The 11,987-nt window shown below is 65.7% G+C and carries 13 protein-coding genes; 4 read left to right on the top strand and 9 right to left on the bottom strand.

From position 1 onward, the window contains the following. On the bottom strand, nt 1-923 hold a 923-nt coding region (locus tag E0T84_RS13155), incomplete at its 3' end, for a proline iminopeptidase-family hydrolase (RefSeq protein WP_138744655.1). 69 nt (nt 924-992) lie between these two features. Between E0T84_RS13155 and E0T84_RS13160 the strand changes: the two genes are divergently transcribed. Next, on the top strand, nt 993-1,781 hold the full coding sequence (locus E0T84_RS13160) for a FadR/GntR family transcriptional regulator (RefSeq protein WP_138744656.1): 789 nt from the start codon (nt 993-995) through the stop codon (nt 1,779-1,781). Nucleotides 1,782-1,798: 17 nt separating this feature from the next. Here the strand turns inward: E0T84_RS13160 and E0T84_RS13165 are convergent, their stop codons facing one another. From E0T84_RS13165 to E0T84_RS13205, 8 genes are all read right to left on the bottom strand, one after another. Beyond that, nucleotides 1,799-3,046, bottom strand: a complete 1,248-nt coding sequence (locus E0T84_RS13165) for a sulfotransferase (RefSeq protein ID WP_138744657.1) — start codon at nt 3,044-3,046, stop codon at nt 1,799-1,801. Continuing rightward, nucleotides 3,043-4,119, bottom strand: coding sequence for a DUF1214 domain-containing protein (locus E0T84_RS13170; RefSeq protein ID WP_138744658.1), 1,077 nt, complete (start codon nt 4,117-4,119; stop codon nt 3,043-3,045). The genes E0T84_RS13165 and E0T84_RS13170 overlap by 4 nt, the downstream gene beginning before the upstream one ends. Next, on the bottom strand, nt 4,116-4,727 hold the full coding sequence (locus E0T84_RS13175; protein ID WP_070944042.1) for a TetR/AcrR family transcriptional regulator: 612 nt from the start codon (nt 4,725-4,727) through the stop codon (nt 4,116-4,118). Before E0T84_RS13175 ends, E0T84_RS13170 begins: the two co-directional genes overlap by 4 nt. 144 nt (nt 4,728-4,871) lie before the next feature. Beyond that, nucleotides 4,872-5,657, bottom strand: a complete 786-nt coding sequence (locus E0T84_RS13180; protein WP_138744659.1) for a DUF4239 domain-containing protein — start codon at nt 5,655-5,657, stop codon at nt 4,872-4,874. Between the two features lie 145 nt (nt 5,658-5,802). After that, nucleotides 5,803-6,129, bottom strand: a complete 327-nt coding sequence (locus E0T84_RS13185) for a hypothetical protein (RefSeq protein WP_249383634.1) — start codon at nt 6,127-6,129, stop codon at nt 5,803-5,805. Nucleotides 6,130-6,590: 461 nt separating this feature from the next. After that, nucleotides 6,591-6,896 carry a hypothetical protein gene (locus E0T84_RS13190; protein WP_138744660.1) on the bottom strand — a complete coding sequence of 102 codons (306 nt, stop codon included), beginning with the start codon at nt 6,894-6,896 and terminating at the stop codon, nt 6,591-6,593. Further along, nucleotides 6,893-7,144 (bottom strand): hypothetical protein, encoded by a 252-nt coding sequence (locus E0T84_RS13195; RefSeq protein WP_138744661.1) that lies wholly within the window; start codon nt 7,142-7,144, stop codon nt 6,893-6,895. The genes E0T84_RS13190 and E0T84_RS13195 overlap by 4 nt, the downstream gene beginning before the upstream one ends. A gap of 383 nt (nt 7,145-7,527) precedes the next feature. Continuing rightward, nucleotides 7,528-8,403: a hypothetical protein gene (locus tag E0T84_RS13205; RefSeq protein WP_138744663.1), complete on the bottom strand. Its 876-nt coding sequence runs from the start codon at nt 8,401-8,403 to the stop codon at nt 7,528-7,530. A gap of 167 nt (nt 8,404-8,570) precedes the next feature. Here E0T84_RS13205 and thyX point away from each other — a divergent pair, with 167 nt between their 5' ends. The 3 genes from thyX to E0T84_RS13220 are packed head-to-tail and all read left to right on the top strand — an operon-like array spanning nt 8,571 to nt 11,959. Beyond that, complete coding sequence (gene thyX / locus E0T84_RS13210) at nt 8,571-9,323, top strand: FAD-dependent thymidylate synthase (protein WP_138744664.1); 753 nt, start codon at nt 8,571-8,573, stop codon at nt 9,321-9,323. Between the two features lie 57 nt (nt 9,324-9,380). Further along, complete coding sequence (dapA, locus tag E0T84_RS13215; protein ID WP_138744665.1) at nt 9,381-10,283, top strand: 4-hydroxy-tetrahydrodipicolinate synthase; 903 nt, start codon at nt 9,381-9,383, stop codon at nt 10,281-10,283. Then, nucleotides 10,283-11,959, top strand: coding sequence for a ribonuclease J (locus E0T84_RS13220; protein ID WP_070944036.1), 1,677 nt, complete (start codon nt 10,283-10,285; stop codon nt 11,957-11,959). Before dapA ends, E0T84_RS13220 begins: the two co-directional genes overlap by 1 nt. Nucleotides 11,960-11,987 lie beyond the last annotated feature (28 nt).

The following is an 11,987-nucleotide window of genomic DNA, read 5'->3' on the forward strand; positions in this document are numbered from 1 at the left end:
GGGCCGGCGGCGGCCGGGTCGTGTTCCTGGAGGAACTCCGCGATCACCGCTCGGAACTCTTCGGGCTTCTCGAGGTGGGTGCAGTGGCTGGTATCGGGGAACACGTGGCCGCGGGAGTCGGGAATGTGGTCGAGGTATGGCTGCCAGGTCGCGGGGGTGGCCTCGTCGAACTCTCCGGCGATGACGAGGGCGGGCGCAGTGATGGATGGCAGCCGGTCGATGATGCTCCAGTTGCGCAGGGTTCCGAGAACGTGAAACTCGTTGGGGCCGTTCATGGTGTGGTACACCGTCGGCTCGGCTTCCATCTGGGCCTCGGTGTCGACGAAGTCCTGGGGTACCGGCTCGACCCGGCATACGTGGCGGCGGTAGAACTCCCGGGTGGCGGCCAGGTATTCGGGGTCGGTGACCGTGCCGTCGGCCTCGTGTCGCTGCAGCGCGGCCTGTACATGGGGCGGCAACTGGGCGCGCAGTTCGGCTGCGCCCTCGACCCACAACTGCATCGAGGCGGGGGAGTTGCAGATCGACAACGAGGCCAGTCCCGCCGGGACGCGGACGGCGATCTCGGCGCCGAGCATGCCGCCCCAGGATTGTCCGAGGACGTGGTACTGGTCGATTCCGAGGGTTTGGCGGACGGTGTGGAACTCATCGACGAAGAGTTGGGGCGTCCAGAAATCGGCTGGTGCGTCTGGCAGGTGGGTGCTGTTGCCGCAGCCCAACTGGTCGTAGTGGATGACCACGCGGCCGGTCTCGTCGGCGAGGGAAGCGATATTGGCGACATAGTTGTGGGCCATGCCGGGCCCGCCGTGCAGCACGAACAAGGGCAGAGCGCCGGGCTGGGGGGTTTCGGGCGTGGTGATCTGAACCCAGGTCTCGTGACCGCGGAAGGGCACTGTGCGGGTGGTGCAAGGCATGGCCGTCAGCATGAACTACTAATGGTCTCGTGACAAGACCATTAATCAGGATTTAACGCCGTCCGTCGATACTGTGTGTTCATGGGGACACCCGATCCGCCGACCACCGAGTCCGTGGGCGCAACGCCCGGGCTGTTGGAGCGTGAACTCGAAACACCATCGCGGGTGGATGAGATCACCGACCGCCTCGTCACCGCGGTGGCGATCGGCGAGTACCTCCCCGGATCGCGCCTGCCTGCCGAGCGTGAGCTCGCCGCGTCCCTGCGGGTCGGTCGGATGACGGTACGAGCAGCCCTGGCCCGGCTGGTCGAGCTGGGATTGGTGGAGACCAGGCGCAGCGGCCGCGGCGGCGGCACCTATGTGCTGCAGCAATGGCCGGAATCGTCGACCGACGCCGTTGGGCGCACCCTGACCATGCGCCTTGATGAACTTCGGGACCGCTGTGATGCCGTGTGCCGAATCCACGGTGCGGTATGCCGCGCGGCCGCGGAGGCCCGGACCGATCATGACCTCGCGGTGCTCCGCGAACGGCTGGAGGCGTACCGCTGTGCGGACAGCGGCCGGGCCGCGCAGGAGGCCGACAGTGCGTTGCACCTGGCGATCATGGACGCGGCCGGCAACACCGTGCTCAAACAGACGTTGCTCGAGTTGGAATCCTCCGTCAGTATCGCCGCACCGGCCCACATGTGGGGTGACTCGGCGACCATGCGCCAGATGGAGCTACGGGCCCTGCGGGAGCACGAACAGCTGATCGACGCGATCGCCGGGCGGCGCGGTGATGACGCCGAAGCGCTGGCACGCGCACACCTGGCGATCGACTTCGAACACATCGCGGCCGCGTTGCGGCGCGCCGGAGGTCTGATCGACTGACGGGCGGCGGGCGGAATCTAGCCGAGGAACCGCTCCCGGTAGTCCCGGAAACGTTCGGCCAGCGCCGCCGGATCGAGGTGAAGATTCGACGCGTCGTATATGACGCCGCCGTACCGTCCGCGCGGGTGCTCGGTGAGGAAATCGGTCATCGCGGCCCGCACATCGTCGCCGAACGGCTGGTCGGCGAGGCGGTAGATGGCAGCCAGGGTGCCCGCCTCGTCGGCCATGAAGTCGTCGAACCGCACATCGATGGATTGTCCGGCGGGCAGCACGTCGCGGTCGCGGATGCAGCCGGCGAGCAGATCGTCGATGCGGCCCAGCCAGTGCTCGGTCAGCTGCGCCACATCGGGACGGGACACAGCCATTCGCGTGGCGTAGCAGATCATGGTCATCATCGACAGCGTCACCTCGACCGGATCACGATGGGTGACAATAAAAGTCGCATCCGGGAACGTGGCCGACAGGGTGGGGAACTGCTCCAGGTGCTGAGGTGATTTGAGGACCCAGCGGGTGCCGCCGCGCAGCCATTGCATGGCCTTGAGGCTGCGCTTGACGTACGCGTAGGACGCCGCTTGGTCGTGCGACTTGTAGTGCGCCGCGAAACTCGGCACGTAATAAGTTGTTTCGAACAGCATGCCGGAGATGTCATTGGCCAGCAGCTGGATCTCCTCGTGCGCGTGCTCAACGGTCATGTCGTGCATGCGCCGGAATTCCGGCATCGTGGTGTGCACCAGGTCCAGTCCGGCGCCGCACCGATCGCGACGCGGTTGCGGGGTGTCCTCACCCGGTCCCGGTATCGGTTCCAGGCTCTCCCAATATGGCAGGTGGCGCAGGGCGGGATCGGCGGCGAGCAAGTTGTGCAGGTGCGTGGTCCCGGTCCGAGGGAGGCCACAGATGATGATCGGCCGATCGATCTCGATGTCCTCGATCTCGGGATGGTCGGCGATCAGTGCCTCCAGTCGAAGCCGGTTGACCAAGCTGCCCACCAGCTGTTCGAACGCGATCGCCAGACCGGTGTCGGACAGACCTGCTTCGGCGCGCAGTGCGGTACAGAGCACCTCGAGGCGCTCCCGGAACCCCGGGTCTCCGAAATCGCGCAGTCCGGTCCGCTCGATGGCCGCAGTCAGCAGCGCGTCCGGGTCGAGGTCGAGATTCGCGCCGTACGCGGCAAGTCCGTCGCGAATCGGTTGGGCCGCCGGGGGATACACCGGGCTGGCCAGGTCGTCGAATCGGATCGGGGCGGGACGCTGCGTGCTGGTGGTCACCGGGCCGCTACCTCGGTCACGTCGACCACTCGGCACTGCGGGTGTGCGGGGGTCTCGTCGGGCAGGAACCACCGCAGCCAGATGAGGCCCTTGGAGCGTCCGGCCGTGGAGACCCAGTTCGGGTGGCCGGGATCTTTGTCGCTGATGATGATGCGCCAGGATCCGTCCGGTTCGTAGGTCACGTGGGCGCCGTTGATCGTCACCCGCTCGTGGGTGTAGTCGTAGGTGTGCAGGAACGGATTCCACAGGCACAGGTTCCAGAACGCACAGTCGGGGGAGGTGCCCTCGACGACCAGGGCCTGACCCGGTGCGAGATCGTAGGCGCCCATCGCGTACGCCGCATCGGCAGCCGACCAGCCGTAGGCGTTTTGCGGCACCGGGAACGGAGGGTGCAGCTGGTTGGCCGGCTCGACCTTGGTGGGCAGGAACGAAACCTGTTCGTGCAACCAGTTTCTGGCGTACTGGAGGCGACGGGCCAACTCGGCGGCGCTGTCGGTGCGCCGCGCCGGCGGGTCGAGAGTCTCGATCCGCCACGTCGGTCGACGATCAGTGTTCGGATCGTTCAGATAGTCGCGGGTCAAGGCGAATTCGGTGTCGGGATCGAGCTTGAGCCAGGCCCCCGGCTGAGGGTCGGGGCTCATCACGAACTCGAAGTTTCCGTCTTCGTCGAATTCGAGGTCGCGATTGTTGATCGTGCCGACGATACGGTCGCTGTAGCGGCCTTCGCCCGGCCCGCCGTACACCGTCATCGACAGGTACACCGCGTCACCTCGGTTGCCGGTGACCCGGTATGTACGGGCCGGGTCGAGTGGTGCGAGCTGATAGAACGCGTCGGAATTGTCACCACCCCATTTGAGGTACGGGCTGATGACATCCACCAGGATCGGCTTGTCCCGGTCGCCCCAGACATACGCGTCGACGGCGACGCGCAGCACGCTGAATGCCAGCCGGTACCCATCGAGCAGGTCGGGCTCGCTGAGCGCGGGGTCGGCATCGAGCAGTTTCCGCTCGATGGCGCGAACCTCGTCGAGCAGCCCGTTGAACGCTGCGGACAGCTCGGTCTTGTCGGTCATGGATGGTCCTTTCTTCGGGGGTGGGTTCGTTCGGCTCCTTTGATCAGCAAGGAGCACAGGCGATCTGCGGTCTCGTCGACATCGACGTCGGGTTCCATGTGGGCGGTGTAGAACGCGGTGCCGATCAACGTCTGGTAGAGCATGGCGACGTCGGCGTCGGGTTGGACCCGGCCTTGCTCGATGCCGGAGGAGACCAGTGCGCCGAAGGCGTCCTTGGTCCGCTCATCGAGCAGTTGTTGGGTGCGGATGTGCAGCTCTGGGTCGCGACGGCGTTCGGTGAGGATGCCGAGGGCGGCGGCCTCGACCACGGGGTCGAGCCAGAACGTGAGTACTGCCCGAGCGAAGGCGCGCACATCGTCCTCGAAATCTCCTGATACCGACAGGAGTTCGCCGCCGGGCGGCTGCTCGAAGGCGGCATCGAAGACCAGGTGCGCCTTCGAGGGCCACCGTCGGTACACGGTGGGTCGGCTGACTCCGGCTTCGCGGGCGATCGCCTCGATGGACAGTTGGTCATACCCGTCACGCGCCAGCAGGTCACGGGTGGCGCGCATGATGTCGCGCTGGGTTTGAGGGTCACGCGGCCGGCCAGGGCCTGTGATCGAGGACACACCGTTAAATTACGATGTGTCACGTAATTGAGTCAAGGGTGAGTTTGGTGTCTGGGCTCGCGGCTTTCGGCACCTGGGTCGCGGCCGTCGTCGCGCAACAGCCCCGCGGTCGAAACCGGCGCGGCGACACGGTGGGGAGCCCGGTCAGGTTCCCTGATCGATCAGGTCGAACACCGTCACGGCATGCGCAAACCGATGTGGGGTCACGCCAACCTGGCCGTACGGGTGGTCGAGCATGAAGACCAGGGAGAGCAGCAGCGCCAGCAGCACGGTCACAGAGCTCACCAGGATCATGTGCGCCCGGTTGTTCTCGAGCCGCATGAAGCTGGCGAGGCTGATGAGCACCAAGCTGCCGAATACCAGGGCGCACCACAACAGCGGGGGTATCCGGGGACTCGAATTGAGAATCCGCGCACTGCGATCCGAGGTCAGGGCCGCCAATTGGCTCAGAAACTGGCTGTTGATCTGGCTCGCGCTCGAGTCGGATCCGGCGGTGCCGACGATGCGGTACATCTCGGTGAGGGCGTGCCGACCGTTGTTGCTGATGCTGCCGAACTCCTCCTTGCCCCATTCGGGCCCCTGCACGGCGGCCGCATACCGCCGGAGCTGTTCGCGCACCTGCCCCTGTTCCGGTTGCGGCATGGCTACGGTCTGGCGGTACATGGTCACCAATGTCGAGGCCTCGTTCGACACGTTGGTCTGTGCTGACAGGTACTGCTGCCAACCGACGACGACGGTGAAGCCCAGGAGGGCACCGTAGACGAGGCCGACGACGGTGAGGAATGGCGAAAGGATCCCGTTGTGTTCCGGCCGCGTGTCCCGGGCGATGACCCGGCTGGCCAGTAGCACGCTGCCGACTGCCAGTGCCACGGCGCCGACGACGACCACTGCCAGCATGATCCACGCGCCGACCACCCCAAAGTCGCCCATAGCTGAACAGAATGGCAGCAAACTTCTCCGAGCGGACCCGGATCGGTCGGTTTGGCCCGAGCCTGCCGATGGGCCACGGATCGGGGGAGGACGAATTGGTCGCTGCCCCTCGATCAGCGACCAATTCGTCGGTCTGGGCGACGCCTCAGCGCCCGGGTAGCACCTGGGTGACGGTGGCCTGCAAATCGGCACCCTCGGGGCCATCGATGGTCGACTCGCGGTCAAAGGTCGCCGTGCCACCGTCGTCGATGGTGAAGTTGCCGACCTGATCCTGATCACCGCCGGTGACCTTGAAGATCACAGTTGTCTTGTCCGGCAACGGCTTTGTACTGAGGTATTGCGGGTTGATCGTGTAGTGATAGATGCAGCCGGCCGAGCCGAAGCACTTCTGCTCGGTGACCACCACGCCGACGACGAAGTCGGCGGCAGTGGGCGGTGTGGCCACCGGGGACGGCGTGAAGGACGACGACACTGCGGCATCCCAGCGCGGTGTGTCAGCGGGATTCGTCGAGACCCGGTCCGGTGAAACACAGCCGGCCAGGGCGAGCGCGGCGGTGAGGAGTGTCGCGGCAAGGGCTGCGCGGTTCGGCGATCTTTGCTCGTCCCGGCAGCGTCTATCGGACGGAATTCGAACCGTGCGAGGCGCACGCCGAAGACGGCGGTGACGATGATCGCGCGGAGTGCCAGAATTCGGTCCGCGAGGTTGTGGAAGAGATGGCACAGTGGAAATGGCCAACGGTGTTGCGCATCAACGAGATCGCCTTCGGCCGTGACGGTCGGGAGTTCTCCCGCGAGTGCCATTTCGAACAATGGGTTGACATCGCAACCACCTATCAAGATTCACGGGAGTTTGTTGTCGGCCCACCCGGACACGGACAAGCCTGGTAACTCGACGGTGTCACGTCGTCACAACCGCCAGATGAAGTATCGAGACTAAAACGCCCCCATCGTTCCTGCTAGGAGAAAGACGGGAACGAATATGAGTAGCGATAGTGGCCCCGACAGCGTGCCGATGAAAACTCCTCGGCTCACCTGCCCCAGCTTTCCGGGCCGTCGTGTGAGAACGGCGGCCACACCCAGTGTGATCAGGAACAGTGGAACGAGGAAAAAGATCGCTACGACTATCCATGGAAGAAGCAGCCACGTAACGTATTCGACGACGAGGATGGCCACTATAGCGGCTAGGAAGCCGACCGGGCCGTAGCGGTCCTTCGATGTGTCGGGCGCGATGTCGTTCACCATCCGATTATCCAGAAGCCATAGACCATTCCGCCAAGAAGAACGACGGCTGACGATCCGGTGAGGCTGAGGGCAAGACCATGGGCACGCGACGACTGCGATATGAGAAGTGAACCGGATGCCAGGAGGGCGACGAGCATGACGATGACCGCGATGGTCAAGAACAGCGCGGATCCATGCAACCCGAAATGTTGTTTGCCCAATAGCCACCAGAGGCTGAGCGTCGCGCCCAACACTAATTGGGTCATGAACGGTGCCGAGCAGGTGGCCGTGGACCAGGCGCGGGCGTCTAGCTCGCTTATTCGCGCGAGAGTTGGCACAGGTTTTGCGTCCCCTCGGATCAAAATTGTGTTGGCCCGCTCGGTGCTCGAGTTTGAGGTACAGATGGTGGACTGTCTACGGGACCGAATTCGGTGGATGGCAGCGGAACCGGCACGTCATAACGGGGATTCCACCCGCCCGAGTCGAATGGTGCGAAGGCACGTCCACCCATGCCCACTTCGTGGTGGTACGGAAGATTGGTGGTGGGGCCGGGGGCTTCTTCACGATATCGGGCGCGAATGGGCGGGCCGTTCCGGTCGAGAGAAAATTTGCCAAATGGCGCACTGGCATGGCCCACAATTGGACGATGTCACTCTCGTGAGGTTTCGTGCGCCCGCTCGTATTCGACAGCGCTGGAGAAGGCAAGCGCGACGGCTCCGCCGACGGCCGCGATGAACGCGATGACCACCAGGGCTTCGTATCCCGGTCGTGAGACGTCGCCCAGCAGCACCACGCCCACGATGCCGGGGACCACGGTCTCGCCGACCACCAAGGCTGCGGCGACACCGTTGACCGAACCGATCTGGAGAGCAACGGTGAACAGATAGAACCCGCCGAGGCCGGCGACCAGAATCGCCCACAGCGCCGGGTCGGCGATCAGTATCCCCACGTTCAGCGGCTCGAGACCATCGACGACGCGTACCGCAACCGCCATGGCGCCGTACAGCACCCCGGCGATCAGGCCGGCAGGAACCGCAGCCTTCTGGCCGAGCAGTCGGACCAGCGCAGCGCCCAGGCCCAGAATGATCGCCGACACCACCAGGACGCCCCAATGCATCATCGCGCCGGGGTCGCGGTCGCCCAGACGGCCGGCGGTGGCGCCCAGGATGCACAGCGCCACAAGCACTATGGCGATCGCAGTCCAGTCCCGTCGATGTAGCCGGACACTGAGCACAAAGATGCTCAACACGGCGGTGACCACGAGGTTGGCGCTGATGATCGTCTGCGACAGGAACAGTGGAATCAGCCGCGCCGATACCAGGCTGCCCGCGAAGCCGACAAGATCGAGCGCGATTCCCGCGATGAAGATCGGTGCGAGCATTGCGGTGATCGTCGACCGCAGCGTGGGGCCGGTGTCAACAGCGCCCGCCGCCGCACCGGAACGCCCCGCGGCATAAGACTGCAGCACGGAAGCCGTTCCATAACCGGCACACGCCAGTAGCGCGGCGGCCACGCCGATCAGCACTGCGAACCGCCCGACATCAGGCGATTGTAGGAGCGCGACCGGTCCCGCTCGGGTGATCTGTCGCCGATTCCCACGGCAAGGTCGTCGTGCCCGACGATGGACAGCCCAGGGGTAGAACTCGGCGCGGTGCCGAGTCGGTGGTGACGGCTCGACAGTAGGGTGGGCGCGTGGCCGAGATCGCGCCGCTGCGCGTGCAGCTGATCGCCAAGACGGAATTTCAGGCACCTTCTGACGTGCCGTGGAGCACCGATGCCGAGGGCGGGCCCGCGCTCACCGAGTTCGCCGGCCGGGCCTGTTATCAGAGCTGGTCGAAGCCCAATCCGAAGACGGCGACCAACGCGAGCTACATCCGGCACATCATCGACGTCGGGCATTTCTCCGTCTTGGAGCACGCGAGCGTCAGTTTCTACATCACCGGCATCTCCCGGTCGGCCACCCACGAGTTGATCCGGCACCGGCACTTCTCCTACTCACAGCTCTCGCAGCGCTACGTGCCCGAGAACGACGCCGAGGTGGTGGTCCCGTCCGGATTCGAGGACGATCCGGAGTTGGTGGAGATCTTCACCGCGGCCGCCGACGCCAGCCGGGCCACCTACACCGAACTGCTGGCCCGCCTGGAAGCCAAGTTCGCCGACCAGCCCAACGCCGTTCTGCGGCGCAAGCAGGCCCGACAGGCCGCCCGGGCGGTGCTGCCCAACGCCACCGAGACCCGCATCGTGGTCACCGGCAACTACCGCGCCTGGCGCCATTTCATCGCGATGCGCGCCAGCGAACACGCCGATGTGGAGATCCGCAGGCTGGCGATCGCCTGCCTGCGTGAGCTCGTAGAGGCGGCTCCGGCGGTGTTCTCCGATTTCGAGATTTCGACGCTCGCGGATGGTAGTGAGGTGGCTACCTCCCCATTGGCGACGGAGGCTTGACGGAGTCGCGGTCAGGACGGCGACGGAAGTCCGATCGGTCCGGGGTAATCTTGGCGCGTGAGTACGAGCGGAATCGATGTAACAGCGCAGTTGGGCACGGTGTTGACCGCAATGGTGACGCCGTTCAAGCCCGACGGCTCGCTCGATCTCGATGCCGCCGCTCGACTGGCCAATCACCTGATCGACGCGGGCTGCGATGGCCTGGTGCTCTCTGGCACCACCGGTGAATCGCCGACTACCACCGATGACGAGAAGCTCGCACTGCTGCGCACGGTGCTGGAGGCCGTGGGGGACCGGGCCCGCATCATCGCCGGCGCGGGCAGCTATGACACCGCCCACAGCGTGCAGCTGGCCAAGGCCAGTGCCGCCGAAGGCGCGCACGGACTGCTCGTGGTGACGCCGTACTACTCGCGGCCCCCGCAGGCGGGTCTGCTGGCGCACTTCACCGCGGTCGCCGATGCCACCGGTCTGCCGAACTTGCTTTACGACATCCCGCCGCGGTCCTCGATTCCGATCGCGTGGGAGACCATCCGCGCACTGGCCGCGCACCCGAACATCGTCGGCGTCAAGGACGCCAAGGGAGATCTGCACGGTGGTGGCCAGATTCTCGCCGAGACCGGTCTGGCGTACTACTCCGGTGACGACACGTTGAACCTGCCCTGGTTGGCCATGGGCGCGGTCGGATTCGTCAGCGTCTGGGGGCATCTGGCCGCCGGGCAGTTGCGAGACATGTTGACCGCGTTCAACTCTGGTGACATCGCCACGGCCCGCAAGATCAACGTGTCGCTGGCCCCGCTGGCCCGGGCCCAGGCCCACCTCGGTGGGGTGACCATGTCCAAGGAAGGCCTGCGGTTGCAGGGATTCGATGCCGGTCAGCCACGGCTGCCGCAGATCCCGGCGTCCCTGGCCGAGATCGAGGCGCTGGCCGTCGATATGCGTGCGGCTGCGGTGTTGCGATAGTGAGCACCGAACTCGCGCCCCCCAAGCCACTGGCCCCCGGCGGTCTGCGAGTTACCGCCCTGGGCGGAATCAGCGAAATCGGCCGCAACATGACGGTCTTCGAGCACCTGGGCAGGTTGCTCATCGTGGACTGCGGGGTACTTTTCCCCGGGCACGACGAGCCCGGCGTCGACCTGATCCTGCCGGACCTGCGTCACGTCGAGGGCAGGCTCGACGACGTCGAGGCGCTCGTCGTCACGCACGCCCACGAGGACCACATCGGCGCGATCCCGTTCCTGCTCAAGCTCCGCCCCGACATCCCGGTGGTCGGCTCGAAGTTCACCATCGCGCTGATCCGCGAGAAGTGCCGCGAGCACCGGATCAAGCCGGTGTGCGTGGAGGTCGCCGAGCGGCAGAGCAGCCAGCACGGTGTCTTCGAATGCGAGTACTTCGCGGTCAACCACTCGATCCCGGGATGTCTGGCCGTTGCGATCCACACGGGTGCAGGCACCGTCCTGCACACCGGGGACATCAAGCTCGACCAGCAGCCGCTCGACGGCCGTCCCACCGACCTGCCGGGTATGTCGCGCCTGGGCGACGCCGGGGTGGACTTGTTCCTGTGTGATTCGACCAACTCCGAACACCCTGGCGTCAGTCCGTCCGAGAGTGAGGTCGGCCCTACGCTGCACCGGCTGATCCGCGGGGCCGAGGGCCGGGTGATCGTCGCGTGCTTCGCGTCCAACGTCGATCGCGTGCAACAGATCATCGATGCCGCGGTGGCGCTGGGGCGGCGGGTTTCGTTCGTCGGGCGTTCGATGGTGCGCAACATGGGCATCGCCCGTGAGTTGGGCTACCTACGGGTCACCGATGCCGACATCCTCGACATCGGTGCGGCCGAGATGATGCCGCCCGAGAAGGTCGTGTTGATCACCACCGGCACGCAGGGCGAGCCGATGGCCGCGCTGTCGCGGATGTCTCGCGGTGAGCATCGCAGCATCACGCTGACCGCAGGCGATCTGATCATCCTGTCCTCGTCGCTGATCCCGGGCAACGAGGAAGCGGTCTACGGCGTCATTGACGCCCTCGCCAAGATCGGCGCCCGAGTCGTCACCAATGCCCAAGCGCGCGTTCATGTTTCGGGCCATGCCTATGCCGGTGAGCTGCTTTTCCTCTACAACGGGGTTCGGCCCCGCAACGTCATGCCGGTGCACGGCACCTGGCGCCACCTCCGCGCGAACGCGGCGCTGGCCGCCAGCACCGGAGTGCCTCAGGAGAACATCGTGCTGGCCGAGAACGGTGTGAGCGTGGACCTGGTGGCAGGCAAGGCCTCGATCGCCGGCGCGGTGACCGTGGGCAAGATGTTCGTCGACGGGTTGATCACCGGCGATGTCGGCGACGCCACGCTCGGTGAACGTCTCATCCTGTCTTCGGGTTTCGTGGCGGTGACGGTGGTGGTGCACCGCGAGACCGGGAAGCCGGCCGCTCCGGCCCACCTGCACTCCCGTGGCTTCTCCGAGGACCCGAAAGCACTGGAGCCGGTGGCCCGCAACGTCGAACGGGAACTGGAAAGCCTTGCCGCCGACAACATCACCGACCCGACCCGCATCGCTCAGGCGGTGCGGCGCACCGTGGGCAAGTGGGTGGGCGAAACCTACCGGCGTCAGCCGATGATCGTCCCGACCGTCATCGAGATCTAGCCGAATTGGTGCGCTGAGCGGGTCTCTG

It is taken from the genome of Mycobacterium sp. DBP42, from assembly GCF_005924235.1.
Taxonomy (GTDB): domain Bacteria; phylum Actinomycetota; class Actinomycetes; order Mycobacteriales; family Mycobacteriaceae; genus Mycobacterium; species Mycobacterium syngnathidarum.